This is a genomic window from Sphingobacterium sp. UBA2480 (genome assembly GCF_002341965.1).
Lineage (GTDB): Bacteria > Bacteroidota > Bacteroidia > Sphingobacteriales > Sphingobacteriaceae > Sphingobacterium > Sphingobacterium multivorum.
The window spans coordinates 168,526-194,982 of sequence record NZ_DDPA01000009.1 but is presented as its reverse complement, the minus strand read 5'-3'; the positions used below and the strand labels follow the sequence as shown (position 1 = coordinate 194,982).

At 38.5% G+C, this 26,457-nt stretch carries 24 protein-coding genes; 10 read left to right on the top strand and 14 right to left on the bottom strand.

All coding sequences use genetic code 11. The features are described 5' to 3' along the window. Window positions 1–78 precede the first annotated feature (78 nt). Together B3600_RS21500 and B3600_RS21495 are read right to left on the bottom strand one after the other, a co-directional pair. A complete protein-coding gene (locus tag B3600_RS21500; protein WP_286754343.1) occupies window positions 79–1,425 on the bottom strand; it encodes a sensor histidine kinase in 1,347 nt (448 codons plus the stop codon). A gap of 2 nt (window positions 1,426–1,427) precedes the next feature. Next, on the bottom strand, window positions 1,428–2,108 hold the full coding sequence (locus tag B3600_RS21495) for a response regulator transcription factor (protein ID WP_046675722.1): 681 nt from the start codon (window positions 2,106–2,108) through the stop codon (window positions 1,428–1,430). Window positions 2,109–2,344: 236 nt separating this feature from the next. Here B3600_RS21495 and B3600_RS21490 point away from each other — a divergent pair, with 236 nt between their 5' ends. Next, the gene (locus B3600_RS21490) at window positions 2,345–2,734 is read left to right on the top strand and encodes a helix-turn-helix domain-containing protein (RefSeq protein WP_046675721.1); all 390 of its coding nucleotides are present in this window, start codon (window positions 2,345–2,347) and stop codon (window positions 2,732–2,734) included. Between the two features lie 50 nt (window positions 2,735–2,784). Further along, window positions 2,785–3,540 (top strand): SDR family oxidoreductase, encoded by a 756-nt coding sequence (locus tag B3600_RS21485; protein WP_070569450.1) that lies wholly within the window; start codon window positions 2,785–2,787, stop codon window positions 3,538–3,540. 115 nt (window positions 3,541–3,655) lie between these two features. Here B3600_RS21485 and B3600_RS21480 read toward each other — a convergent pair whose 3' ends face one another. Beyond that, complete coding sequence (locus tag B3600_RS21480) at window positions 3,656–4,186, bottom strand: NAD(P)H-dependent oxidoreductase (protein WP_286754342.1); 531 nt, start codon at window positions 4,184–4,186, stop codon at window positions 3,656–3,658. 155 nt (window positions 4,187–4,341) lie between these two features. Between B3600_RS21480 and B3600_RS21475 the strand changes: the two genes are divergently transcribed. Then, the gene (locus tag B3600_RS21475) at window positions 4,342–4,704 is read left to right on the top strand and encodes a winged helix-turn-helix transcriptional regulator (protein ID WP_286754341.1); all 363 of its coding nucleotides are present in this window, start codon (window positions 4,342–4,344) and stop codon (window positions 4,702–4,704) included. A 29-nt stretch (window positions 4,705–4,733) separates the two neighbouring features. Here the strand turns inward: B3600_RS21475 and B3600_RS21470 are convergent, their stop codons facing one another. The 5 genes from B3600_RS21470 to B3600_RS21450 all read right to left on the bottom strand — a co-directional run bounded on the left by B3600_RS21470 (window position 4,734) and on the right by B3600_RS21450 (window position 13,775). Further along, the gene (locus tag B3600_RS21470; RefSeq protein ID WP_286754340.1) at window positions 4,734–5,231 is read right to left on the bottom strand and encodes a DinB family protein; all 498 of its coding nucleotides are present in this window, start codon (window positions 5,229–5,231) and stop codon (window positions 4,734–4,736) included. Window positions 5,232–5,681: 450 nt separating this feature from the next. Beyond that, complete coding sequence (locus B3600_RS21465) at window positions 5,682–7,097, bottom strand: Gfo/Idh/MocA family protein (RefSeq protein WP_286754339.1); 1,416 nt, start codon at window positions 7,095–7,097, stop codon at window positions 5,682–5,684. Between the two features lie 11 nt (window positions 7,098–7,108). Continuing rightward, complete coding sequence (locus B3600_RS21460) at window positions 7,109–8,500, bottom strand: 3-keto-disaccharide hydrolase (protein ID WP_084823277.1); 1,392 nt, start codon at window positions 8,498–8,500, stop codon at window positions 7,109–7,111. Between the two features lie 246 nt (window positions 8,501–8,746). After that, on the bottom strand, window positions 8,747–10,624 hold the full coding sequence (locus B3600_RS21455) for a RagB/SusD family nutrient uptake outer membrane protein (protein ID WP_286754338.1): 1,878 nt from the start codon (window positions 10,622–10,624) through the stop codon (window positions 8,747–8,749). A gap of 10 nt (window positions 10,625–10,634) precedes the next feature. After that, window positions 10,635–13,775: a SusC/RagA family TonB-linked outer membrane protein gene (locus B3600_RS21450; RefSeq protein WP_286754337.1), complete on the bottom strand. Its 3,141-nt coding sequence runs from the start codon at window positions 13,773–13,775 to the stop codon at window positions 10,635–10,637. A gap of 1,029 nt (window positions 13,776–14,804) precedes the next feature. Between B3600_RS21450 and B3600_RS21445 the strand changes: the two genes are divergently transcribed. After that, window positions 14,805–15,290, top strand: a complete 486-nt coding sequence (locus B3600_RS21445; RefSeq protein ID WP_070569433.1) for a hypothetical protein — start codon at window positions 14,805–14,807, stop codon at window positions 15,288–15,290. Between the two features lie 32 nt (window positions 15,291–15,322). Here B3600_RS21445 and B3600_RS21440 read toward each other — a convergent pair whose 3' ends face one another. The 6 genes from B3600_RS21440 to B3600_RS21415 form a co-directional block, all read right to left on the bottom strand. After that, complete coding sequence (locus tag B3600_RS21440) at window positions 15,323–15,895, bottom strand: Crp/Fnr family transcriptional regulator (protein WP_236560159.1); 573 nt, start codon at window positions 15,893–15,895, stop codon at window positions 15,323–15,325. A gap of 394 nt (window positions 15,896–16,289) precedes the next feature. Continuing rightward, window positions 16,290–17,441, bottom strand: coding sequence for an AAA family ATPase (locus B3600_RS21435; RefSeq protein WP_286754336.1), 1,152 nt, complete (start codon window positions 17,439–17,441; stop codon window positions 16,290–16,292). Beyond that, window positions 17,384–18,097 carry an RNA ligase family protein gene (locus B3600_RS21430; RefSeq protein WP_115047927.1) on the bottom strand — a complete coding sequence of 238 codons (714 nt, stop codon included), beginning with the start codon at window positions 18,095–18,097 and terminating at the stop codon, window positions 17,384–17,386. Before B3600_RS21430 ends, B3600_RS21435 begins: the two co-directional genes overlap by 58 nt. 264 nt (window positions 18,098–18,361) lie before the next feature. Next, window positions 18,362–19,039, bottom strand: coding sequence for a LytR/AlgR family response regulator transcription factor (locus B3600_RS21425; protein WP_070569424.1), 678 nt, complete (start codon window positions 19,037–19,039; stop codon window positions 18,362–18,364). 5 nt (window positions 19,040–19,044) lie between these two features. After that, window positions 19,045–20,541, bottom strand: coding sequence for a TlpA family protein disulfide reductase (locus tag B3600_RS21420; RefSeq protein WP_286754335.1), 1,497 nt, complete (start codon window positions 20,539–20,541; stop codon window positions 19,045–19,047). Between the two features lie 87 nt (window positions 20,542–20,628). Then, the gene (locus B3600_RS21415) at window positions 20,629–22,134 is read right to left on the bottom strand and encodes a sensor histidine kinase (protein WP_286754334.1); all 1,506 of its coding nucleotides are present in this window, start codon (window positions 22,132–22,134) and stop codon (window positions 20,629–20,631) included. A 343-nt stretch (window positions 22,135–22,477) separates the two neighbouring features. Between B3600_RS21415 and B3600_RS21410 the strand changes: the two genes are divergently transcribed. The 6 genes from B3600_RS21410 to B3600_RS21385 all read left to right on the top strand — a co-directional run bounded on the left by B3600_RS21410 (window position 22,478) and on the right by B3600_RS21385 (window position 26,439). Continuing rightward, window positions 22,478–23,128: a hypothetical protein gene (locus B3600_RS21410; RefSeq protein ID WP_286754333.1), complete on the top strand. Its 651-nt coding sequence runs from the start codon at window positions 22,478–22,480 to the stop codon at window positions 23,126–23,128. A gap of 198 nt (window positions 23,129–23,326) precedes the next feature. Then, window positions 23,327–23,725 (top strand): hypothetical protein, encoded by a 399-nt coding sequence (locus tag B3600_RS21405; protein ID WP_286754332.1) that lies wholly within the window; start codon window positions 23,327–23,329, stop codon window positions 23,723–23,725. Between the two features lie 20 nt (window positions 23,726–23,745). Further along, window positions 23,746–24,315 (top strand): hypothetical protein, encoded by a 570-nt coding sequence (locus B3600_RS21400; protein WP_286754331.1) that lies wholly within the window; start codon window positions 23,746–23,748, stop codon window positions 24,313–24,315. Window positions 24,316–24,383: 68 nt separating this feature from the next. Beyond that, window positions 24,384–24,917, top strand: coding sequence for a GNAT family N-acetyltransferase (locus tag B3600_RS21395; protein WP_286754330.1), 534 nt, complete (start codon window positions 24,384–24,386; stop codon window positions 24,915–24,917). Window positions 24,918–25,475: 558 nt separating this feature from the next. Beyond that, on the top strand, window positions 25,476–26,009 hold the full coding sequence (locus B3600_RS21390) for an NADPH-dependent FMN reductase (protein ID WP_286754329.1): 534 nt from the start codon (window positions 25,476–25,478) through the stop codon (window positions 26,007–26,009). A gap of 34 nt (window positions 26,010–26,043) precedes the next feature. Next, window positions 26,044–26,439, top strand: a complete 396-nt coding sequence (locus B3600_RS21385; RefSeq protein WP_286754328.1) for a hypothetical protein — start codon at window positions 26,044–26,046, stop codon at window positions 26,437–26,439. Window positions 26,440–26,457 lie beyond the last annotated feature (18 nt).

Below are 26,457 nucleotides of genomic sequence, written 5' to 3'. Positions count from 1 at the left end.
TTTCACAAAACTAACTGAAAGGGATTACAGGCAACTTTAGGTTAAATTAAAGTTTAATTAGAAGAGATTAGAAAAGGATTAGAATTTAGGGAATAGCAGAGATACGGTTGTTCCCAGCTCGTTCGAACGAATATCAAAGTCTACGCCCTGATCCTTAAAAACGATCTGTGCAAATGAGAGGCCTATGCCGCTGCCCTTCACCTGACCGACATTTGATCCACGATAAAAAGTCTGTTTCACAGACTCCAGTTCGGCCTGTGGGATACCGATACCATGATCTATAATTTGCAAAGACAGCCTACCATGTACATTTGTCATTCGGATAAGCACTTCTTGCCCATTTGCATATTTAAGTGCATTTTCGATTAAATTAGAGACCGAAAGGGAAACGAGCATCTTATTACCCTGGAAATTAAAATATTGCGGCTCGTCGACCTCTATATCGACTTTTAAGGGTACGGCAAATGATCGCGAAAATTTAGGAACAAGATCCCAAACAATCTCATCTATGCGAAAGGTTTCCAGGGAACGTTTCAGCGCCTGATCTTCGGTCAGCAAGAGAAAATTACCAATAAGCTGATTCAGAAAATTCACATGCTCGGTAATGGTTTCGGCGAGTTCACGGTATTCTTCCTCCGTTCTAACTTTTGCGCCGAAGACCTCCATTGAGCCCAGGATACCCGCTAAAGGCGTTCGGAACTCGTGGGAAACATAACTTACAAAGTTCTTTCTGATAATCATATTTTCACTGATCCGACGTAGGAGTGCATTATAACTTTCAATCAGATCCTGGAGTTCATCCTTGGTTTTTATGGCGGTCAAGGGCTCCTGAATGGTACTTAAATCTTTATGCTGAATTTCTTGGATCACTTTACGAATGGGCAGATAAGCATACTTACTCAGCCAGACCGACAACAAGGCAATACTAATCAATGCAATGAGAAAAACAAAGACAAGCGTAATGAGTAAACGGTTCAACTGATGATCAAAATCTGCGCTGGACTCTTTGACAAACACAAAGAAATCGCCCTGATTATCGGGATAATACAAACCAAAATAAAAGCTATCGGCTGTTTTAAAATAAACCGTTTTGTCTGTTTTCAGCTGGTTCAGCAAATCTGTATTAATTTGATTATCAAACCGCATACCACCATAACTCACCTTCCCCGCTGCGTTATAAACGGCTACCATCGCGCGCTTGACCAGACTTTCATATTGATTTTTGGATTCCATGTGCTTTAGCGGGCTCTGTTCGTCCGCTTCAAGGTAATAAATACCGGCTATCTTCGCATTTTTTTCCAGCGAGCTTATCAGATGTCGTTCAGAAGAATTATAAAATATCCAGTAGATGACTAGCGTTGCAAGCCCAAAAATGATGGTGAATACCAAGGTAGAAAAGAGTGTGAGTCGAATCTTTAAATTCATGGTCAGTCCGTTGTGAGCATATAACCTACCCCTTTCACCGTTTTGATAATGGAGGTATCACTCCCCGCATCAATCTTACCTCTTAAATAAGAAACGTATACATCGACAACATTGGTATTATTATCAAAATCAATTCCCCAGACGGCCTGTAAGATCGCTGTTCTTGAAAGGGTTTTATTGCGATTTTCGATCAGATACTTCAACAGTTTAAATTCTTTAGGTGATAGATCGATATTTTTACCATTCTTATGGACTTCATACCGTTCAAGATCCACTTTTAAATCATGAATTTCTACGCAGCTATCCTTTGGTACGTTTTTATAATTGTCGCGGCGTACCAAGGCTTTGATACGGCTAACCAATTCCTTAAAGGAAAAGGGTTTGACAAGAAAATCATCAGCACCACTTTCCAAGGCCTCGACTTTATCTTCAACTTCTCCTAAGGCACTTAAAATCAATATTGGAATATGATTTTTTCGATATCGGATCATCTTCGTAAATTGTATACCATCTATTCCGGGCAACATAATATCAAGTACGACAATGTCCAATGAATCCGCATTGATCCATTCACGTGCCGCTTCCGCAGATTCAACCAAAATGACCTTGTGGCCCATCTCTTCTAGACCTTTAACAACAAAGCTGCTAATACGGCGATCGTCTTCTACTAAAAGTATCTGCATATACTCAGTTTATTTTTATGCGGGATTATAAAAATTACGAATTTCTCTTAGAATTCTACAAGTATACGAATTTACAAATTAATCGTTCGGGTGATCAAGAGCAGTGTCGAGGATAAAAATCTTTGTCTATAACGTTGACGAGTCCATTATGCGGAATTCTCGATTATTCAGGTAAAAAATATTACGTCCAGTATTATTTGTTTATATTTAACCTAACAATTCGGAAAGGAATTAAAATGAACACAGCATTGCTCTCCAATAGAAAAAGAAGTGAAGAGATTACGATTCAATATTTTAACTTTTTAGATCGTCATTTAGCGGAATTGGTTCGTGGAGACAGCATAGATATGATGGAGCTTCAGGATATCGCCAACATACTCTGTGTTTCACAAAAGCATCTTATCAAGATTATACAGGAAACTTCCGGAAATCACCCCTGCTATTTTTATGTACAAAAAATATTAGCTTGTATCAAAGACCTACTCATTAATAGCGATCTGACCATTGCGAAAATTGCACAGATGCTGACATACGACCCGTCCAACTTCACCAAATTTTTTAAAAAATATGAAGGCATGTCGCCATCACAATTTCGTCAATTGAAAAAAGCGAAAAGTTCACCATAAGAGGTTCCTTAACATTTGTGAGATTTGCTATAATCAAAATTTAAATTATTATGGCAAGAAATGATGTAAAAGGAAAAGTTGTCCTTATCGCTGGTGGTGCAAAAAACCTTGGCGGATTATTAAGTCGGGATTTTGCGGCTCAAGGGGCAAAGCTGGTGATCCATTACAATAGTGAAAATACCAAAGCAGACGCTGAACAAACTCTGGAAGCTGTCAAATCCGCGGGGGCAGAAGCAATATTAGTGCAGGCGGACCTGACAAAAATTGAGCATATCACGAAACTTTTTGATGTTGCAATTGAGCAGTTTGGTGGCGTAGATATCGCCATTAATACGGTCGGTAAAGTATTGAAAAAGCCAATTGTGGATACCACGGTCGAAGAATATGACAGCATGAGTGACATCAATTCAAAAGTTGCTTATTTCTTTATTCGGGAGGCGGGTAAAAAACTGAATGCAAATGGCAAAATCTGTACGATTGTTACCTCATTATTGGCGGCCTATACGGGATTATACTCTACTTATGAAGGACTGAAAGCTCCAGTAGAGCATTTTACGCGAGCTGCTTCAAAAGAATTTGGAGAACGGGGAATTTCGGTTACTGCTGTAGCCCCGGGGCCAATGGATACGCCATTTTTCTATGGACAGGAAAGCGAAGACGCTGTTGCTTACCATAAATCTGCTTCAGCATTAGGTGGGCTAACCGATATAAAAGACATTGCGCCTTTGGTGGAATTCTTGGTCACCGATGGTTGGTGGATAACGGGGCAGACCATTTTTGCCAATGGTGGTTATACAACACGGTAAAACAACAAAGAGAAAGCATCTTGAGAAAGATGCTTTCTTGATAAGCCTATTTCTTTGGATTGATTCGTATATCACAAAAGCTAAGCAACAATAAACAAGCCCTGATATTTATTAACTAGAGTTGCTCCAAAAAACGGAGATAGCGCGTCACGCCCTCTTCTACCCATGCGGTAGATGACTCTTTTTCAATTCCATAAAAGACGAAAGGTTTTTGATAATCCGCTTTAACATAATCAAAAGTAATTTCAAAAGGACTTGTTAATTGCTCCATGCTATATTTATACTTTCCTGTCTCCCTATACTCCTGCTCGTCTATCCCAGCAGAAATTGCTAATGCAATTTTCTTTCCTTCCAATTTGTAGCCACTGTTCTTACCATAAGCCCATCCATAGGTAAGCACTTCATCCAGCCATTGCTTGAAAAACGGCGGACAATTAAACCAATAAAAGGGAAATTGAAAGACAATTTTATCATATTTCTCTATCATCTGCTGCTCGGCCAAGACATCAATTTTACCATCAGCATAGACTTGGTGCAATTGATGGATGTCATACAACTCAGGTTGATTTTCCAAGGCCTTAACCCAACTTTTATTTACGACGGAAGCAGCAAAATTGGGGTGAATAACGACTATTAATGTTTTCATTTTATTTATGTATCTATATATGCACAAGTCACCACATTTAGCCGATTCGTAGCGGCAGTTTTAATAAACGACAGGACTATGATTTAAAAATAGCGACATAATTCCTATTTTGGCTTATCTGTAACCCAATGTTAGGTACTATAAAAAATGTGCGTATGACTAAAATCAAGACGAGCTCCACTAACTTTTCAAATAAAAAGCAACTTGAGCATAATTGCCCCGAAGTTTTTGCCGCTAATGTGATTGGTGGTCAATGGGCTCTAGCCATATGCTGTTATCTCATCAATGGCGCGCTACGTTATTCTGAAATCAAAAAATGTTTACCGGGTATCACTGAACGTATGCTCACCCTCCAATTGCGCAAGCTAGAAGATGATAACATTATTAAACGTACTGTATATGCAGAAGTCCCGGTACGTGTACTTTATGAGCTGACTGCACTGGGATATGAACTCAAACCAATTATTCGAGAACTAGGGAAATGGGGAGAGAAGTTACAACAGGTTCAAAAATCTTAGACTTTAGCTGACAGAACGAAAGGTTGTTTTTAGTTCATACATCGTGCTGTTACCAGTAATTGGCCGACATGACGCTGTGCATGCTCTGCAGCGTGGAACAACAAACCAATCAACGGAGTAGGGATCCGTTTTCTACCCAAGAAACGTAGTTCCGTCAAGGTGTCCGGATCAATTAACGCCAGTTTTTGCAAAGATTGCTGAATCTGCCGATGTAAGTTTTCTACAAGCGATATCACGCTTAAAGCACTATTTTCTAGACCTTCCTGACGGAGGTCGTCAAATTGTTTATCCGTTAAGGATTTATTTTCGGCATAAGTAAACATGCGATCGATTACTCCACGAATATGTTGCAGGTGAAAACCTATACTGGCGTTGCCACCCGGTTTTGTCCAAAGCTGCGCTGAGGATATTTGTGCGGTATACTTCAAAACATCTTCTTCAACTTGCAAAAGTGCATGCGCAACAGGTTGGAGAAGAGCGGGAACCCCTTCAATAGGTCCACGCATCCATACTTCTAAATTTTCCATGCTTTTAAAATAGCTAAAAGTCTACGCGGATGCTTTTTAAAATCCATAAAGCTACAGCGTTTAAAAAGAATGCAGATAGCAGTCCGTTTCGTCAAAAATACAGTTTACTCCTATAAAAATAGCTACTTCCTATAGCTTGTTTAAAGTCGATTCAATTATTTTTTAAAATAAATTTGCATAGTGTAGTAAATACACTTACATTTGTATCATCATAATTTAGGTTTATAATTGGTTATTTAAGGTTTTCATTCTCCCCGTTTGAAAACCTTTTTTTTATAAATGACTGCAAAAATATAATCTTCCATCATCCTTTATCATATCACCGAATCGAGAAAAAGTACGTCCATCTTCCCAATAATAGTAGGGATAGGTTATAAAGGCTTTTCATTTCAAACATAAAAAGGGCAATGTTCACATTGCCCTTTCTTTTAGATACCCATTTAATGGCCTTTACATCTTATAATATTGCTCCCAACCTCTTGCTGGTGGAGGTCCGGCTAAGAGTGCGTTGGCAAACTTATCATTGGTCACTTCTTTTGTCTGCGTATTCAATATCAACTTACTGTTTAAGCGTTGTGCAATTACACCCAAGCAAAATACTTGGCTCAGAGGACCTGCAATTTCAAAAGCCGAGCGGGTTTTTTCTTCGCCTTTACAACCTTTCAAGAAATTAGCAAAGTGGTTTGACGGTGATTTTGGCACTTCCGGCAGCCTAGATTCCATTTCCTTAGCTTTCGCTGCTGGAATAATCTGCAAGGTACTGGCATGTGAGCCACCTTTAAATATCAAATCCTTGCTATAAATAATTTTCCCAGGATTTAGTTTGGCGGGTTCCAATTTCCCTGTACTAGGTGCAGGAATATTGGGATCCAGTCCGGATACACCATAGCCTTCGGGTATAGGTGGCAAATTATCCAGTCCATCATACCAATTGATATCGACTGCTGGCATCTTTTTCCTTTTTGGGAAATGAAATTTCAAGGTTGAAGACATGGGGAAAAAATAGGAATTATGCCCATCAAGCTTCACAGCAGACACTTCTGTAGGCAGCCCCAAATCTAAAAATTCATGTGCTGTATCCAATATATGTGCCCCCCAATCGCCTAGAGCCCCCATTCCAAAATCATACCAACAGCGCCACTGACCATTCACAAAATCTTTGTTATAATTATGGCCAATAGTCTGCATTTGCCAAAGATCCCAATCTAACGTTTCGGGGATCATTTCTGCCGCAGGAAAACCCTTTATATTTACATCCCAGCCATGCCATCTACGCGGCATATTCATGTGCGCATCGATGCGTGTCACATCCTTAATAATGCCGGCATCCTTCCAGGCTTTAAACTGAAAGTAATTTGCTTCGGAGTGCCCTTGATTTCCCATTTGGGTAGCAAGCTTAGGGTTTTTCCGAGCTTTATTTGCCATTAGTTCGACTTCAAGGAATGTTCTCGCCATTGGTTTTTCCACGTAGACATGTTTACCTAAATCCAGTGCAAGCATCGTTATGGCAAAATGCGAAAAATCAGGAGTTCCGATACTTACCGCATCAATCTGATTTCCCATTTTGTCAAACATTACCCTAAAATCCTTAAACTTCGGTGCATCGGGAAACAAACCCAAAATTTCCTGCGTATGTTTCGCACCAAGATCGACATCACATAGCGCAACAATATTACAGAGTCCGGTTTTATAGAGTTCTTTAATGATGTCGGCAGCCCTGTTTCCCAAGCCTACACAGGCTAAGTTGACACGTTCATTTGGTTTGGCCAAGTTAACATTCCCCAATACACTATTGGACAGCATAACCGCTCCTGCAGCGATGACGGACTGTTTAACAAAGCTTCTGCGCGATAAATAATGATTCATAAGAGATAGGCTTAATTCGGTGTATTAATTTTTATGCTGCGAAATGAAACACGATCACCATGGTCCTGGAGAAGAATAAAACCTTCCTTCGCTTCGCCAAAGTTTTCCCAATCTTTGTATTTACTGATCTGAACTAAATCTTTAAACGCTTTGGATCCCCGCTCATAAGACAACATCTTAATGCCATTTAAATAATGTTCGACCTTGTTATCAGCTGTAACAACAACTCGACCTCTATTCCACTCGCCGATCGGTCTACGCGCGCGATCATCACGATTGGATGTAATGAGATCGTAAAGCGATGCCAAGGTACGATTTCCGTCACGTCCCAACTTCGCGTCAGGGTGTAAAGCATCATCCAGCACTTGATATTCCAAACCAATAGCCGATCCTTTTGATTTTTCTTTTAAAGTCACAAAATACTTAACACCACTATTGGCTCCCGGACTAAGCTTAAATTCAAATGAAAGATCGAACACCGCGTATTTATCTTTTGTGACGATATCGCCACCATTGGTCGATTCACCACCGTCAGATTTTAGCACAGTCATTTGGCCATCCTTAACTTCCCAACCGCGTTCCGGAAATTTATCGCCATGTATACTCCGCCAGCCCTTATTGGTTTTACCGTCAAACAAAAGCTTAACACCTTTCTTCTTTTCGGCGTCAGCCAAGTCGTTTGGCTTCAAGTTCACGATATAAAGATCTTTTGGAAAACCTTTTGATTTAAGGTCGGTTGTTTTTATTTTAATATTCTTAAAGTACACTTTCTTTCCATCCAGTTTAGGTGGAATACCATGCACCTGCAACCCGATAAAGCCAGATCTATCGATCGTATCAACGACATAAGCAACAGGAATATCATTGATCCAAGTGCGCAGCTCATCACCAATGGCTTCAATTCGAATATGATTGAATTCCTCTACTTTATAGGCTTTTTTAGCATTTTCATTTAAATCGAGTGGATAAATCCATCCACGACGCGCCTCATCATAGATTCCACCTGTCCAAGCACGGGCAGAGGGGTCTATTTCTACTTGCCTTCCATATACACGTCCGCGTCCATCATTAGCCTTTGGATCAAGATGGCTCCGTGTCTGAATACCTGAGTTTGTTTCATTGCCTTCAAGTTTAACATCCAGCTCCAATATGAAATCACCATATTCTTTTTCAGTGATCAAAAAAGAATTGGGTGTACCTTTTGTCATTCGACCTACGATAGCATCGCCCTCTATAGAATAAGGTGCTTTTCCGCCGACAGATTTCCAGCCATTTAGCGTTTTTCCATCAAAAAGGTTCGTCCAACCTTTCTCATTACTCTTATCTGTCTGGGCATACGACATAACAGCATTGCCGACCATAGCAGCCATTAAAACAGATTTAAATAGTGTATTTCTTTTCATTGTAAAATTTAATCTTGAGTCTATTGACCCGGTTTATTTATTCATCATTGGTTTGTAACTTACAACGTGTGTCTGGCCAATTTATTGAAAATTATCAATCCACAGCTTCTCCACATTCAAGCCTGATACATATCATTTACTAAGCAGTCATTAATCATTTGACTCAGCGAAACAATAATATCAATTAATATAAGTGAAATGAATCAAATGATCTGATTTATTTACGAAAACGTTTGAAAACACTTGTTACTTACCTTCAACCAATAGCGGCGTTTTATTTTTCTCTGCACCTGGGTAACCTATATTTTGATTGATAACACCTTTAATATTGGTATTAATCGCATTAGCGGGCACAGGCCATAAGATATGGTGCACACTAATTTTATATTCGGCCCACTTATGTTTTACCCCTTTATTATAGAAATTACTTTTAGCAACCACTCTATCGTACCAGAAATTAACTCCAGTTTGTTTAATGTTCGCATTCGTTCCGCCTGGGCCGCTAATCTGTTTTAAATCATAGACACGACCACCAAAAATTTCGCATGGTTTTCGGGTCTTTGCATAGGTATAGGCAATCCTTACGAGCTCAATATGTCTGTTTTCTTCGTAATACAACTCACGTGCGCGCTCATCTAATAGCTCACCGATATTGATTTCATCTGCTGTTAGCTGTGATGCACCGGCGCGTTGACGGACTTCGTTAATGGCAATGGCAGCCTGACCAAGATCATTTTTCCAATAGTAACTTTCGGCCAACAATAAATAGACTTCTGCAGAACGGTAAATATACCACGGGGTCTCCCCGCCTTCCCATTGTGTCTGCAATGGATCCGGCACAAATAATTTGTAATGCGGCCAAGAGAACCATAGCCGAATGGAATCCTCCACACTCATTCCCACCGGTTTAACCAGATTTTTTCCATACCAGGGATTGCCCGTCTTTTTTAAGTTGGGCTCATTGTACTTCAAATCTTCCATCTTTCGCCAACTATCCCGGTTAAAGATCCCCCGCAAGTCATTATCCTCTTTGCCAGGCCTCCAAATCTGATTTGTAAAATACCAGGTTGGACGCAATCGTCCTATACCACGACCATAGTTCTTATTTAAGTCCAATGAAAGATCAGTTTCATCCGCTGCCAATGATAATCCTGCCCCCGTTTTTCCGTCTGGTGTTTTTATACCGCCGTTGTTCCAAAAAGGAACGCCATTACGCATTGTTCTGATACGATCAGAGCCATCAACTCCAGGATAAGAAACTACATACATTAAACCTTCGGTATTGGCACCATCTAATTTTGCTTCAACACTATGAAGGTCAAACATCAGATTGGTATTTGGTCTACTTTTATTCACCGTAAATCTACTTTTCATAAGTGGATGAATAGCAACAATTTCTTTGCCGATGGCGATTGCCCGATCAAAATCTGCCAAAGCCATACAGACCTTCATCAACAATACACCGCAGGCAGATTTGGAGGTACGTCCACGGTCTACTCTTTCGGGCACCCATTGATAGGCAAATTCCAGGTCTTTTCGTAATTTCTCGAGAATACTCCAACGATCGTAGCTATAGAAATCGTACTTCGGTTCATTTATTTCTTTATCAATAAAAGGAACATCGCCAAACTGGTGCACCAATTTAAAATAACGATAGGCACGTTGAAAATAAGCAGCTCCTAAAATCGCGTTTTTTTCATTTTCGTCTTTAAAAGTTCCTACATCTATTCTTGAAATAATCAGATTGGCATATTTTATCCCCTTAAATCCCTCGTACCAATACCATCCCACTTTAGTTCTATCATTGTTATTGAGATCTGCATCAGGGAGTAGTGCAATATCCATATCCATTTGTGGACCAGCTTTATCTGTTGTCCCCTCTACGGCTACTTCAGATTGAATAATTTCGGTCAAAATGGGTGCAGCATCGCCAAAAAATTCATGCCGCATATTTCTTTCACAGGCCGTTAAAGCGGAGTACATACCTTGCGCATCGGCAAGTGCAACATCAGGCTCATAGAAAGACAAGGGTTTCGGTTTAAGCCAATCCTTACTACACGAAAATGTAAAAACAGCCATTGAACCAATACATAAACTAAATAGTATATTTTTTTTCAATTTCATGATCTAAAAATTAAAGGGTAAGGTTTAAACTAAGGTTATACGTACGGGGGGTTGGGTCACCTGAAGCTTCAGGATCACCGAATCTCCAATCTTTTGTCCAATAGGCTACATTTCTCACAGATGCAGCAACACGTAACTGCTGTATTTTCAACGAATTCAAGAGTATTTTAGGAATGGAATATGATAATACGATATTTTCCAATCTAATATAAGACTTGTTGATGTAGTTAGTCCCGTTATTTTTTGAACCAATTCGGGCATAATCATTGATCGGATTTTCGGGGGTCCAACGAGGTAGCGCATAATCCGTACTGCGATCTGCAAAATTACTATTGTTTGCGGCCCTATTGAATTCTGCGAAATGCCCCCAATTGGAGTACATAAAGAAAGAGAAGCTCAAATCTTTATAGCGCAATTCATTTCGAAACGACCAGCGAAAACGCGGTGTTGTATACCCCTGAAATACGCGATCGGCATCCGTTAAGACCCCATCTCCATTTTGATCTATATATTTAAAATCGCCAGGTTGGTTACCATATTTTGCAGCCATTTCATCTTCCCCTAATTGCCAGATTCCATTTCGTTGGTAGGCCCATATCCGGTCGGGATCCTGGCCAATAAACCATCTATTTTTAACATCGTCCGCTTCCTTCTGGCCAACGATATTTCCCTCACTATCTTTCACATCCACCATATCACCATATAACTTCACGATTTTTCTCCGATTCAACATAAAGATCGCCGTCGCATTCCAACTAAAATCGCCCCTATTCATGATGTTACTATTCAAGGTAATATCAAAACCTTTATTTGAGAGCTCACCAAGATTGGCGGCAACACTGTTAAACCCTATAATTTCTGGCAATGCTCGATCCACCAATAAATCCTGCGTCGTCGCCGTATAAAAATCTAGTGCGCCACTCAGACGGCCTTGGAAAATTGAAAAATCCAAACCGGCATTATACGAACTTTTATTCTCCCATTTTAAGCCCAAATTGGCCATTCTATTCACGTATAGCTGAGAAGAAAGATAAACTTTTCCACTCGCATCAATATAGGGATGTAATCCAGAGGTCATGTCGGAAAGAGCTTCATACATTCCAATATCGCGGTTTCCGTTTCTTCCCCAGGAAAGCCGCAGTTTACCATAGTCTAACCAGGATTTGGTCTTTTTCATAAATTCTTCCGCCGTAAAATCCCAGGCAAAAGCCAGGGCGGGAAAAGTTGCTCTCGGATTTTGAGCGCCAAATGCTGAATACCCATCACGTCGAACAGAAGCAGTCAACATATAACGATCTTTAAAGGAATAAAATAAGCGGGCCATCAAGGCGTCCCCTGTCCGGTAGGTATCATTACTTTCATTCAATGGAATAGTGCCCGCCTGCAGACGATGCCAACCCAGGACATCAGAAGGTACAAACTGAGAAGCTGTGGCCTTGGTCTGCCAATACTGCCCTTTCTCTGCATTTTGAAGCAATGTTACTTCAAAATTATGTTCATCAAATCGCCGCTTCCAACGCAACACATTATCTAACTGCCAATTATAGGTTTTTTCAAATGATCGTTCGCTACTGCCCCCTTTTGCCTTCCACTCTGGATTTTTAGAAGAATCGTGGTTATAATATTCGTGCCAGATAAACGAAGGCGTAAAATTGGATTGTAATTCTATCCCAAAGGGCAAAGTAATGACACCGTACAAACTGGAATTCAATGTATTGTAATGATCTTTTCGGTCTCTAAATTGATTATCAAAAAAAGGATTTACTGGTGTAACATCTCCAGTAGGAAGTCTTTGATAAATACTTGTAGGATCATCGATATTATTTGATCCATAGGGAGATATCACAGCGGACTGTTTCCAATCCGCCTGTAAAAAACCTTCATTTCGAACCGCAAAATTAGTATTAGCACCAACTTTTAAATAGGGTGTAATCTTTGTTTCCAAATTTAATCTAGTACGAAAATTTCTAAATCTATTACCAGATATAATCCCCTCTCTATCAACATGATTCAAGGACAAATAATAATTTGACACCTCATTACTATTCGATACAGCAACTGCATAATCCTGCTGGATCCCCTTTTGAAAAACCAAATCCTGCCAATCCGTAATCTTATTGTTCATGTAATTTTCAATTTCCGGCGTCTTAAGCTCTAATCGAGAAAGCCAAGACCTGATCAGCTGATCCTCTGTTACATTTGTAACGGGCGTCTTTTGATCGTAATTATACCAGTCCAATTGATTGGTTCCATTGAGCAGTCTTGGGTCCACAAACATTTCGGGGTGTGCTTTAAGATAGTCCTCTGTCCGACGACCTACTTCAAAGTCATAACGATATTTCAAAAACTCATCAGCATTCATCACTGCAGGCATACCTGCATTTTCCACCATTCCAAAATTACCATTGAAAGTAATAGACGGTTTTCCTTTTTTACCTCTTTTTGTCGTAATTAAGATAACGCCATTGGCTGCTTTTGCACCGTACACAGCAGTCGCACTAGCATCTTTTAAAATATCGATTGACTGAATGTCATTGGGATTAATATCAGCAAATGTTCCGTCAAAAATAACGCCGTCCACGACATTTAGCGGACTGCTGCCAGCTTTCAATGTTCCCTTTCCCCTTACGAGCAAATCAGCATCACCTTTAGCTGAATTACCCTGTCCAATCACCAATCCAGCTGCATTTCCCCGCAGGAGATCCTGAACTGACCTGGGCGCCTCCTTCTCAAGCTTTTCGGTCTGAACAGAAACGATTGCGCCGGTCACATCTTTCCGCTTGGCGGTTCCGTAGCCAATAACGACAACTTCATCTAGATTCTCTGTAGATTCAGAAAGAGTAATCTCTATTTCCTTACCCACTTCTACCTCAAGTTCTTTGGACAAGTACCCTGTATGGGTAAAACTTAAAGTAACCTTAGCAGAATTATGCTGCAATTTTACACTAAAGCGACCGTAGCTATCTGTTACAGTACCTGTTGAAGTTCCCTTCACCAAAACGGTGACTTTTTCCAAAAAACGCCCATCATTAGTTTTGACGACGCCCGTTAATTCTTTTCCAGTTCCTTGTGAATGAACGGTTCCTGTCGACAGCAATAGCATACACAAAAAAGAAAAACTAACGAAAATTAAATGATTAAATTTTCTCATAGATTAAGATTTATTGGTTATTAATAAACAAAACTATAAAAAGGCTAACAACAAGACCTTTTAGTCGTTCATATCAATTGGTTATTATTTAATCAACACAAAACAATAGTATTAATTAAGAAAATACAATCAAACCTTTTTAATTCATTTATTTACGAAAACGTTTGAATGCCTATAAAAATCAAATCACGGCATCCCAACAAAATAAAGAGGATAGTTCAGCCCTCTGGCTAAAAAACAATATATAGCAAACAAAAAGCCCTTCATAGGCTTTAAAACAAATAAAATTTAAAAATAAATTGAGACAAAAGAGCATAGTTTTGATAAAAAATGACATCTTTTTAAACTATAATTTCACTATATTTTAAATTAAAACAAATTTAAAATAATTTAAATTTAACGAAATAAATAATACAAACTTTACTAAATACAAAACCGACATGACCTAGAATTTTTTTTATGGTTAGGGAAACAAAAGTCACATACATTATTTACGTCAGGTCAAATGAAAGGATCGAAGTTTGGGACAAAACCATATCGTTGATGAGTTAGCCAAAACAGGTCTCCATCATTGGGCATTAGAAGTAATTAGATTAATCTCCAATTCTACATGCCTGCCCTTCTCATTAGCTTACTTTTAACATTGCCCCACCTAGGCCGTATAATCTAGGTAACTTCACAGTGAAAACAACTAAAAAAGTTAGCCTCAACATAGACTCACGTTATTTGTAGGAGGAACTTGATGATACGATGGTCATAAAAAGGGCTCAACGACAGGGTCGTGTACGCAATTCGTATTATTTTAGAAAAGTAAATAAAAACAATCAGTAAAAAATTTGGAGAATACGAAAATTATATACAACTTTAAAGCACAAAAACCTGCTCTAAACAGGCTACAAGTTAACAAAGGAAATTTTTTATTTTAAAACGAGGATTTTATCTTAGAATCGCTCATAGATAAAAGTCTAAATTAGTTTTTTTGCAGAAAAACTTACTTTTACTTAATGTACAAACAGTAGCATACAAAATATGACAACCAACCCCATTAAGGTATATACAGTAGTTTCAAAAGAAGTAAAAGAAGATCCAGATTTATTCACCAATCTGGAAGGTGTCTTCTCAACATATGAAAAAGCACAGGAATATATTGATCACTTCTTTGGTAATGCTAAATATGGTTATCGATCTATTGTTACGACCTATTTAGACCCCTTTCAGGAAGAAATCCAAAATAATGATTCTTATTATAGCATATCATCTCAATTAATAGGGCCGCATTTAGAAGTTGAGATCTGTAAAACTTCTTTTGCTGTTGTCCTCTCCGAAGTTGAACAATTGCGTATCGATCCGGCCACCTCAGAGAAACCCTTGGAATTAAACTTGCACTGTTTTGCTGCTTCTGAGGAAAAGGCAATGGAAAAATTCGAAAAATTAGCACAAGACTATGCAAAAGAACACAAGCTTCAATTTCAAATTAGCCCTTTTCGCATTGCAGATTCGGACCAATGCTATTAGCCTTCAATTGCAATGAAATTATAGCAAGAGATTCAGGGAAGTATTTTTTTACGGATTTCACTTAAATATTCTGGCGTAAATCCCAGATACGAAGCAATCAGGTATTGCGGAACACGTTGTACAAACTGCGGATATTTACGGAGCATATCATGGTAGAATTCTTCTTTAGATTTAGAGAATAGATATTTAACCCGCATTTGCGCAGCAGCATAAGCCCTTTGGTAGACAAATCGAAAATAACGCTCCATGATCGGAAATGCAGCTACCAATTTTTCTTGATTTTCTTGACTGATATAAACTAAATCTGAGGTCTCTACGGCCTGAATGTAAAATGACGTAACAAGCTTATGTTCGAAAGCCATATTGTCCGTAATCCACCAATTTTCTATGGCAAATTCAGTCGTTTGTTCGACTCCCTTTTCATTAACAAAGAATTTACGGAGAATACCTTTCAATACAAAAAAATGATATCTACACACTTGGCCCTCCTCCAGTATATTTTCTTTTTTCGCGACCGTTTTGGTCTTAAAGTAATGCAATATTTCTTCTAATTCGACCGGATCGATAGCGACAAATTTCTTTATATGTTCTTTCAGTTTTTCCAACAGTCTGTCAATTTTTTGTACAGACAAAGCTACTCATTCATTTTATCATAAAAAATACATGCGGCACCATTTCAAATAAGCTCGAAGAGCAAGGCTGGGAAAATAAATTCAAGTAATGGATGTCATCGATATCAAAGAAAAGGACCTCATGTCCATGTTAACACCAAAATTGAAGGAATGACAGCACATTGTGACTAGTGTTCCTAAAAAGGATTCTAACAGAAAATCAGCCCGCCATTAAAATAGGCGGGCTGATTCGCATTTATGGTATCCAATACGGTTTATCAGAAAACAACCTTACTATACTAACGTAAAATTCGAACTTTTCGTACTTTATTTACTTAATCCGTAAAACCAATCTACAAAGCCGCAATCTCCTGCTAAAAAGCGCCATCTATTCCGTAATGTAGTGAACCTCATGCGCCTCTGTCAACTGCGGAACTTCCAAATTATGAAGCATTTTATCCAATACAACATCTGGCAGTGGATATTCCCGATCGTTATTCTGCGTGCGCCAAATCTTGTAGGGTTTTTCAACGTACAACAATTTCACGTAGGCTTGATAGCTGACAAAAAGATCGATCAATTGTTTTCGCATCTGGGAAGTTATATTAGTGGCATTCCAGATAAAATCCTGTCCGCAGCGTAAGTATTTTTTTGCCTGCTCTTTTGCTTCCTGTACAACCCATCCGTTTCTCTTTTTATCGGTCGGATCAATGCGATACTTGCGTCTGATGTCGTCCAGACTAATAACGGGGAGGTCGGTATTCATTGCTAAAATCTGATAATCTTTGCCCATTCCCGGCAAACCTGAAAGTACAGTCACCGTGGATTTGAATATATCAAAAGGCACATAACCAACATAACTATCGTTTCCATTAAAATATGTAAATCGTGCATTTTCAGACAAAAAAGAACGCGTGGCATCCCAGCAGCCAATCTCTTTACTATACAGTTCGAACATATCCAATGCATAGAGCAAATTATCCAAATCGCCACAATACCTTCCTTTAGCATCAGCTTCGGCCAACAACTTAAGTTGACTCATATTGACACATAGTGACGCTTCCAAGGCGCTCTTCATCGGATCGGCTTTTTCCATCAACCATAATGGCAACCCATGATAGCGTACCAATGCGACAATTTCCTCCCGTAATGCAAAAGGGGTCTCCACATCACGAAATAAAATCTCCCGTGTGGTCTGTGCTCCTTTTTTGGCATGATTTGGTGAACTGATACGACCATCGGCAGCGACAACTGTCGTCGATCTCTTCTCGACATCATGCAATAAAGCGGAAGCCCAGAGGAGCTCCTGCTTTTGTTCATCCAGATTCCGATATTCAGGCAATGCTTCCAGCTGCTGTAATACCATTTGGGTATGAATCGCGACATTCCCTTCGGCATGATGTAAAGGATCCTGTTGTACCTGTTCCATATCCCTGACACAAGAAAATTGTTTCGCTAAAGCCGACCAATCCTTATTTGTTGCTATTGTCCATTCCATGAATAATCCCTCCTTTCCCAAATCATTTTTGCTCTTCGCCATGATTTTGTCCAATGTTCGTCGGTCTGCACATGTCCTTTTCTAACGTATTTAAAAACATTGTGCTGAAATTCGCTGACGGCATATGCATCAGCATTCCTGCAGACTAACCCCTCCATCGTACATGCTTCTTCAGTTTTAGGATCAACCGATCCAAATATAGAAGACTGCATGGCCAAATTTTCGACTAAACGCCGAAGTTCTAACTCAGTCAAATCCTTTACCATGTCGAGTTTTAAAACAGGTACAGTAGGCAAATCAAATAAACTGGCATAAAAAGTAACTTCTTCCCATGAAAGCCACTGATCTTTAATTCGAGCAGCAAAAACATAATAATAGTGCTCAAGTTGCATATACTCGATCGAATGCACAGCGTAAAGATTTTCACCAAAAAACTCCAAATCACCCAGATCGTTTTTTAATCTGGACCAATGCTCCCGAAGCTGGGCCGTCCATGGCGACGTGGTTGGAGCTGCATGAGATCGTGCAAATACTCCACGCCGTGAAAGGCAATTATTCTCGCCATCTAATTTTTCTGTAAATAACAGTTGATGGAAAGATTGCATATCCTTCCAATAATATTGATTAAAACGATCGTCGCTGCTTGTCCCTGGCGAAAATGGGAAATGATAGGTACGACCATATTTTGTTGATTCCATTTTTAAAATTTAAATCCATACTAAAAAATTGAAGACATAGGCATTGGGTAAACAAATCGGGTAAATCCCGTTGTTTACTTTCTTCCTAAATATCGACAATGCATTACATGACTTTAAATTTTAAAAATTGACAACACAAATGATCTGTTGCTACAAAAGTATACAATTTATTTTAAAAACATAAATACGCTCCCTTTGATTTTTGGACAACACACCGCCTTCCCTACTTTCTAATCAGCCTTGATTAGTCAAAAAACGCGTCAATTAATATAATTTCAATTCAGTGTATGTCGTTCCAATGGGAATAACCCTGTCTGCTACCCAAATTTGGGTTTTGTCGAACTTCATCATTTTACTTCGTGCGACGATAAATGCTCTGTGACAACGAACAAATTCGCCCTTCGGGAGCAGTTCCAGCAGCTCGCTAATGGTAATTCTAGAACTAACGCATTTATTATCGTTCAAATGTATTTGGGTGTAATTGCCTGATGCTTCAATATACAGGATACGGTCGAATTCAACTTTAACATGTTCATAACCATCTTTGACGAACAGATAGTCTTTGTTATGCTGTAGCTTTTTTGCCCGAAGGCTATACAATTCGCTCGCCTTGTTGCAGGCTTTCAAAAACCTGCTCATAGAAAATGGTTTAAGCAAGTAATCGATGGCGTCGAGCTCGAAACTCAATAGCGCATGCTCGGAATAAGCCGTCGTAAAAATCACCATTGGCGAAGTATTCAAACTGCGCAGAAACTCTATTCCTGAAATATCTGGCATTTTTATATCTAAAAAGATAAGGTCCACCTGCTCCTTCTGGAGATAATCAATCGCCATAAACGCATCCGTAAATGTACTTTTTAATTCAATAAAAGGGACTTTAGCTATATGGTGTTCAATAACCTGCAGTGCCACAGGTTCATCATCTATCGCGATGGCTATCATAACAATTATTGATTTAAAATCTGATCTATTTGGTCATACAGTTGTTTTCCATTACTTGGTCGAAGAGCCTTTTCCACAACTAATTTTCCTGTTTTATCAAATATAAAATATTGCGGATAATATTCGGCTTTGTCTTTTGCATTTAGCAGTAATTCCTTCCAAAAGGGCTCAATCTGTTTCCTATTTTTACGTAAATGGATTCCGGTTAAATTGTTGACGCGTATAAAGTCTTTCCAGTCCTGATCGCGATGGTCTTCATCCATATCCAAATAAACGAAGGCAATATCTTTATCCATGTATCTTTTCTTCAGTTCAGGTGTATACTTCAATTCAAACTTGCAGGGACCACACCAGGTTCCCCAAACATCCAAATAGACCACTTTTCCTTTCAATTCAGCAATCAGGTCGTCGATCGATGAGATAGGTTGATCATCTTCAATCAACCGAATCTGTTTGTTGTGTTTATTCGCCACCAAAAGAGCGTCAAGATCGGCAATATAGCTTTCAACAAGCGGCGTATGCTTATCTTTTGGAAATATCTTCCAATGTGCTCCTGCCAATGCTTTTAAATGCGTTAAGTCCTTGTCATGATATAGATTGACCAATTGTTGAAAATTGTATTTTTCTACGATAGGCTTGGAGAAATTATTTAAAGCACCGATAAACCGCCAATAATCTTTACTATAGATAGTCATTAATCTATTTGCACTGTCTAAGCTTATCCCGAAATAAGGGATTGGTTCACTAGACGGAATTTTCTCGGCCCGAATCTTAACAAATGCTTTCGTTTCCAAATAACGCAGGTAATTGTCAAGGAAAGAATAAAAAGAAGGGCCTCCAAAGTCGTCCTGTAAATTAATAAGTGCTTTTCCAAACAGCTCTAGAACCAAACTATCTGCGGTAGACTTTGGCAATTCAGCGACACGGGCAAAATCGTTCAGATGGTTCATTCGTTGCGCGTAAAACTCAGTACGTATATAGTTTTTTAGTGAGGAAGACAATGGACTAGTTTGGATCACTTTATTGATTTGATTGCAATCCGCTAAACAGGGAATTAACACTTGCTGTCTCAACTGAGCCAAAGAGCATTGAGCAAGATTATTTACGTTCGGGGCCTTCATAAAAAAAGGCACTTCATCGTGTTTTATTTGCTGTATAATTTTGTTTTCTGTCAAAGCACTACCGTCTGTAAATACGATCGTAGTGTCGGTTAAATTCAGGATAAGATCTTTACCGGGGCTTAATAACAAGGTTTGAAATACACTGCTGTAATTTAGAGTCGCGGATTTTCGAGCTGTTATTGGCAGTGCGACCTCAAATGTGCCATCGCTGGCAACGGTTATCCGTTGCGAATTTTCTTTATAAAAACCAAAAACAAGAGGAATATTAATTTCCAAGGCCTTGTTTGGATCATAATTCCAAATCTTACCGCTCAATTTAAATTGAGCATGACTGCTTAGACAATACAAGGTCATAAGCAAAAAAACAAGTATTTTTTTCATTGCTGTTAATTAAGGAACCAATAAATCAGGTGAATAATTGATTAAAAGATAATGGAACTAGTTAGATTTAAATAACACTAGCCATCTTTAAATATGTAAAGTTAAATGGATAAAAAATTCATTGGCATTTTCACGTATCATCAGTTCATGTCGATCTCGATATAGCAATGAAAGACGTTGGCGTACATTCTCCAAACCGACACCACTTTTTAGTTTTTCGGGATCACGATCACTTTTCGGATTAATGCTATTACTCACATCGAAAAACAAAACCTGGTCTCGCACTTGCAAAGATATTTTAATATAAGACGATTTCTGAAGGCTTATACCATGCTTAAATGCGTTCTCAACGAAAGGGATCAGCAACATAGGGGTAATTTGATAATTTTCAAACTGCTCTTCTATTTCCGTTATAATGGTAATTTTGTCTGACATCGAAGTCCGCAGGGTCTGTAAAGCGATGTAATTATTCAGGTATTCTATTTCACGCGTCAACGAGATTTTATCTTGCGTATTTTCATGGAGCATAAACCGCATCATATCGCCCAATCGCTGAATTCCCTCCCCTGTCCGTTCGGCTTTTTCCTGTAATGCCGTGCCATACAATGTGTTTAAGGCATTAAATAAAAAGTGTGGGTTTATTTGGGATTTCAGAAAAGTCAGATTTGCGTCCGACTGACCGAGCTCCGTACGTAAGGAGGCAATTTCGTTGTGACGCATTAGACGTTTTTTAAAGAGAAACCAGGAAAGCGGAACGCTAACCAATAATTGCGTGGGTAAATGAAACATGGCAACGATAAAGATCACTTCACCGTTCTGGTTAAAGAAGAATAGGGCCAATATGCTTAATGGTATAACTAAAACCAAACTCACCGCAGCGATAATCCAAAAGAAGTCGCGGAATTTCTTTTGTTTTTCATGTAATTTTGGCAACAAATAGTATAAGGAATAGATTACGATACCAACCGCAGACAACACGACCAAAGTCCATAACACCGAAAGTTGGTAATGCGAGTGAGATATGATCAAAAAAAACAATCCGATAAACCAAAAGCCAATTCCAAAGGCCAAATCCATTTTTAGCTGCTTTTGTATAGCCGGGTTTTCAACCCTGTTTTTAAGCAGATAGCTGATCAAAAATTGCATGCAGGTGTATAGAGAAATTACGATTGTCCATAGAACTGCTTGTGTTAAGGACTTAAAAAACATGCTTTTATAGCCTCTTTGAATACTATCAAAATCCATAAGCTCATAGGTATGGCTATAAGTCCGGCATACACCTAAAATCAGTCCAGATATCAAGATCAGAGCAGCTAGTAATGAATAATTCAACAGCTCCCGTTTTCTGTTGATGAGCGCAGGAATAAGGGCAAAATTTAATGTGAGAAACATCAAATATAGAAGCAGATAATAGCTAAACTTGGGTACAAAAAAATTAAAAAAATAGGAGTAGTTTATTTTCTGACCAATGAAATAGTTATGCATACCACTATCATCCCGATTGTTTGTATCAACAAGCAAAGCATAAACAACAGCGACAAATACGACAGTTGCCATCCAGAACTCTATTTTTCTTACGTCTTTCAATTTCATGTTATTGGTTTTGATAAGACAATATTAACTGAAATGAAAACATAACACAGAAAAATGTGACGAATACCACCAAAAATGTGATGAATCAAATGTTTCTTCATCTTATAGCTGGGATTCTATTGTTGTTCTTATAAAATAGCATTTGATTTTACTATCTTTAAGCTGAAAAGTATCAAACCAGCTTTATTAACTTTATTCAAAAAAAGACTACATAATTAATCCACTGTTTCAAACATTCACGTCCGATTTTTGCGGCAACTGTTACGGCAAATAGCGAAGATTGCATATAGGCATTGGGCTGTCGAATGGTCATAAATACAGGTTTTAAAAAATAATTGATCAAATGGATAACTATATCGTATTAAAAAGGTTTACTAGTTTAGAAGAAGCTCAGGAATGTCATCAGCTACTTTCGGATAGAGGTGTAAAAACGCGGTTGGCTGATAATCTACCCCCTGTGGATATTACATTTTCTGGAAATACGGTAGGACACCAATATGAGATTCAAATAGACCCCGCCAATTTCGCAAATGCAGAATCTATTTTAGAAGAGCAGGAAATGCAATCTCTCCCACTGGTTGGAGATGACCACTACCTGTATCAATTTTCAGACGAAGAACTCTTCGAAATCCTGCAAAAACCCGATGAATGGAACAAATTGGACTATGCGCTTGCCAGAGAAATTTTATTAAAAAGAGGGAAAGATATTGATCAGGAAAAGCTTGATCTTTTGAAGAAGGAGCGGCTCATGAAACTACGGGAACCTGAACCACAACAGAAGTATTGGATTATTTTTGGCTATATTTCCGCCCTTCTAGGTGGTCTTTTAGGAATTGCAATCGGGTATATGTTGTTTAGTTCTAAAAAGAGCCTACCGAATGGCGAACGGATATTTTCCTATTCTGATCATGACAGAAAACATGGGACAAATATATTCTATATCGGATTATTTGTATTCACAATATCCGTTCTCATCAGAATTCTCTGGGGCTAATAGTATAATATTAAATCCATTTATTCTTTTAGCATAATAGATCGGTGGAGCTTCGTCATTGTGGTCATTCTGTATCCTATCACGACCCAATTAGCGTTAACAGTAGTAAATTTTTAATACTAAAAAAAAATACCGATATTTAAGATGATATCTTTATTCTTGAATTGTTTTTTGTAAACCTACAGACAAATTAGCTTTATGAATAGTTTAAAGACCACAGCCACTCATTTCCGTTATAAGAAGCATCCGGGAGATCTATTTAGAAATACGTCGGTTCAATTATTACCTCATCCCTATAAAAATCAAGAAGACTTTTGGGTATGGTTTCACCCCTTCTACCATCGCAGTGAAGACATTTCAGATTTAGGCGACCTGTACAAACAGCTTCACGATACGCCTTGCCAAGAAACGAGAGTATCATCAAAAAATGAGCTTTGTTACCCTGCGGTCTCGAAAGAACGTCTCTTTGAGGAAATAAAATCATTGGAGCAAAAGATCTATCAGGATTGCTTTGAAAACTTTTATTTGCTGATTATCGAAGGCCGTATCGAGCTTTTAGAAAGTCATCAAATTGAAAGTAAAGAATCTAGCTCTTAATATCTATTCTTTAAACCGTTATGCATTATTTGACTTGTGCGATTATAAGGGAGGACGATAAGGTACTCATCTGTCAGCGTCCAGCATCGGTGACGCATGCCTTAAAGTGGGAATTTCCTGGTCGCATTACCGAGTCCCACCAATCAATGAAAGCAAATTTGTCGCTCAAAATCAGGGAAGAGCTTAATATAGATATTCTTGTCGGAAGGCCGTTAAAGATGACGCAACAAGACTATACAAGTCCAGCACCTTGTCTCTATCCTATTCTCTGCACCTTTTGTTCTGGCGAAGTTGCCTTTCAAAAATATGTTCAAGCATTATGGGTTTCCCCCGCAGAATTATTACATTTTGACTGGACCGATAGTGATCGAACAATTGTAGACGAGTATACCAAATACCTTGAAGATTCAAATCCTCCGTCCCGCATAAAGGAAGCTTTTTTAGAAATCCTGATTGGACTCATCGGCTTTACACTGGTCCATATATTCTTCAATCTATATATAGCCTTATTGATAACATTGATCTTAATCACTGTTACCGGAATTTATACCTATTACACCCGAAAAAATATAAAGAAAAGAATCCCATAAAACTTCCCTACATTTATAAAACTAAGTAACCCATAATTTCATTTTAGCCATATTGAAGACTTAATCAAATGAAAGATTTCCCACAATTAGTTACAGAACGACTTATTCTCAACGCCATTGACACGACTGATATTCCACAGATTGTAGACTATCTGCAAGACAAGGTTTATTCGGACTTTACCTCAAATATTCCCTACCCATACCGAAAAGAAGATGCTGAATATTGGCTTAAATTAGCCGAAGAAGCGTTTGCCAATCGTAAAGGATTCACTTTTGCTATTCGAAATAAAGATAAAAAGCTGATCGGAGCTATTGGTCTGCACGATGAAGGCTCGGATAAGGCCGAGTTGGGATACTGGATCGCTATTCCTTACTGGAATAATGGTTATGTCACGGAAGCTGCAAAAGCAATCATTGAGTTTGGTTTTAAAGAACTAAACTTCAATAAAATCTTTGCGACCTACTTCCCACATAATCCAGCCTCTGGAAAAGTCATGGAAAAAATAGGCATGAAAAAAGAAGCCCTGCTAAAACAACATTTAAAGAAAGATGGCCAGTATTACGATATTCCATTATATTCCATTTTTAGAACGGAAAAATAAAACAGCAATTTCTCATGGATAAAAAGAATATCAGGTTGCACTGTGATCATACATTCCCTACACTTATTCTTCTCTTTGGTTGTATTGCTATATCCCCAATAATAATTTCAAAGTATTCCCTGTCTCTGTTAGGGATAATAGGGGAGACTTGCTGCGGACTCATCATACTTACAGGCCTTTGGAGATTTGAGCACTTCGAAATATCTGGAGATACACTTACCAAAGTAAACTTAGCTGGATTATATCGAAAGGATTTAAATATGTGTCATATAACCAGATATACAAAAAAAGTGATTGATATGAATCACTTTCGGAATCCGGTTAATATCATAAAGTTATTCAGTAAGGAGGAAAAATATTTTAAATTCAGAACCATAAAACTTCAGGCAACAGATAATTTAACCATGATAATAAATGAACGAAATATGCAGAGCGAGGATTTCAAAAAATTATACCATATCATCAAAACTTATCAGAAACGACAAGTCAAGTATAAATCTCCAATTGTTTCGTGAAATTGACTAAATTTAAGCAACCGATAATCATAAAGGATAAAACATGAAAATATTTGCATTCGCTGGGAGTAATTCTTCCACATCAATTAACAAACAATTGGTCAAATTTGTACTTAAAAGCTTCGAGGGGCACGAGATTAATTTGATCGACCTGAATGACTATAACATGCCTGTCTTTTCTGTTGACCTAGAAAAGAATGGCTTCCCACAGGAAGCGCAGCTTTTTCTGGATCATATTGCCTCCAGTGACGTTATCATTTGCTCCCTGGCGGAGAATAATCGTTCCTATAGCGTAGCATTTAAAAATGTATTCGACTGGGCATCTAGAATTAATGTTAAAGTTTTCCAAGATAAACCCATGTTGCTTATGACAACTTCACCGGGAGGTTACGGTGGTGGAAATGTAATGGCCGAAGCGCAGAAATTCTTTCCGCAGTTTGGCGCTATCATTAAAGAAACATTCTCGCTTCCCAAATTTTACGAAAATTTTGATCAGGATAATGGCGTAATCAATCCAGAACACCTCAATAGTCTGAGGGAAAAAATAGCGGGCTTTAAGGAACAGATTTCTTCCTAACGTCAAAATCCAGTTTCATTTTTCTGGGCTTTGTATGGATTACTTCGATGCAGTGAACCTGCTGGAAAAGCTTTTTAAGGTTATTTTGCAAGGCCAAGCTACATACTGGCTTGGCCTTTCTTTGCTTATTCTTACCCTTTTGCTTACTGTTTCTCTAGTATTTTGTTACTTCTTTAGCAAAGGAACAGCAAAGGAATACCAAAGAAACAGCAAAGGAATACCAAAGAAACAGCAAAGGAATACCAAAAAAACAGCAAAGGAATACCAAAAAAACAGCAAAGAAATACCAAAGAAGAAGCAAAGGAATACCAAAGAAACAGCAAAGGAATACCAAAAAAACAGCAAAGGAATACCAAAAAAACAGCAAAGAAATACCAAAGAAGAAGCGAGTCAATCCCCTAGCTGTCCCAAAGAAATAGCAACGGAATAGCAGAGAAATAGCGAATAA

Excerpts from the sequence above, each read along its gene's own strand:
- B3600_RS21500 (WP_286754343.1), bottom strand. The coding sequence starts at position 1,425 with ATGAATTTAAAGATTCGACTCACACTCTTTTCTACCTTGGTATTCACC.
- B3600_RS21495 (WP_046675722.1), bottom strand. The coding sequence starts at position 2,108 with ATGCAGATACTTTTAGTAGAAGACGATCGCCGTATTAGCAGCTTTGTT.
- B3600_RS21490 (WP_046675721.1), top strand. The coding sequence starts at position 2,345 with ATGAACACAGCATTGCTCTCCAATAGAAAAAGAAGTGAAGAGATTACG.
- B3600_RS21485 (WP_070569450.1), top strand. The coding sequence starts at position 2,785 with ATGGCAAGAAATGATGTAAAAGGAAAAGTTGTCCTTATCGCTGGTGGT.
- B3600_RS21480 (WP_286754342.1), bottom strand. The coding sequence starts at position 4,186 with ATGAAAACATTAATAGTCGTTATTCACCCCAATTTTGCTGCTTCCGTC.
- B3600_RS21475 (WP_286754341.1), top strand. The coding sequence starts at position 4,342 with ATGACTAAAATCAAGACGAGCTCCACTAACTTTTCAAATAAAAAGCAA.
- B3600_RS21470 (WP_286754340.1), bottom strand. The coding sequence starts at position 5,231 with ATGGAAAATTTAGAAGTATGGATGCGTGGACCTATTGAAGGGGTTCCC.
- B3600_RS21465 (WP_286754339.1), bottom strand. The coding sequence starts at position 7,097 with ATGAATCATTATTTATCGCGCAGAAGCTTTGTTAAACAGTCCGTCATC.
- B3600_RS21460 (WP_084823277.1), bottom strand. The coding sequence starts at position 8,500 with ATGAAAAGAAATACACTATTTAAATCTGTTTTAATGGCTGCTATGGTC.
- B3600_RS21455 (WP_286754338.1), bottom strand. The coding sequence starts at position 10,624 with ATGAAATTGAAAAAAAATATACTATTTAGTTTATGTATTGGTTCAATG.
- B3600_RS21450 (WP_286754337.1), bottom strand. The coding sequence starts at position 13,775 with ATGAGAAAATTTAATCATTTAATTTTCGTTAGTTTTTCTTTTTTGTGT.
- B3600_RS21445 (WP_070569433.1), top strand. The coding sequence starts at position 14,805 with ATGACAACCAACCCCATTAAGGTATATACAGTAGTTTCAAAAGAAGTA.
- B3600_RS21435 (WP_286754336.1), bottom strand. The coding sequence starts at position 17,441 with ATGGCGAAGAGCAAAAATGATTTGGGAAAGGAGGGATTATTCATGGAA.
- B3600_RS21430 (WP_115047927.1), bottom strand. The coding sequence starts at position 18,097 with ATGGAATCAACAAAATATGGTCGTACCTATCATTTCCCATTTTCGCCA.
- B3600_RS21425 (WP_070569424.1), bottom strand. The coding sequence starts at position 19,039 with ATGATAGCCATCGCGATAGATGATGAACCTGTGGCACTGCAGGTTATT.
- B3600_RS21420 (WP_286754335.1), bottom strand. The coding sequence starts at position 20,541 with ATGAAAAAAATACTTGTTTTTTTGCTTATGACCTTGTATTGTCTAAGC.
- B3600_RS21415 (WP_286754334.1), bottom strand. The coding sequence starts at position 22,134 with ATGAAATTGAAAGACGTAAGAAAAATAGAGTTCTGGATGGCAACTGTC.
- B3600_RS21410 (WP_286754333.1), top strand. The coding sequence starts at position 22,478 with ATGGATAACTATATCGTATTAAAAAGGTTTACTAGTTTAGAAGAAGCT.
- B3600_RS21405 (WP_286754332.1), top strand. The coding sequence starts at position 23,327 with ATGAATAGTTTAAAGACCACAGCCACTCATTTCCGTTATAAGAAGCAT.
- B3600_RS21400 (WP_286754331.1), top strand. The coding sequence starts at position 23,746 with ATGCATTATTTGACTTGTGCGATTATAAGGGAGGACGATAAGGTACTC.
- B3600_RS21395 (WP_286754330.1), top strand. The coding sequence starts at position 24,384 with ATGAAAGATTTCCCACAATTAGTTACAGAACGACTTATTCTCAACGCC.
- B3600_RS21390 (WP_286754329.1), top strand. The coding sequence starts at position 25,476 with ATGAAAATATTTGCATTCGCTGGGAGTAATTCTTCCACATCAATTAAC.
- B3600_RS21385 (WP_286754328.1), top strand. The coding sequence starts at position 26,044 with ATGGATTACTTCGATGCAGTGAACCTGCTGGAAAAGCTTTTTAAGGTT.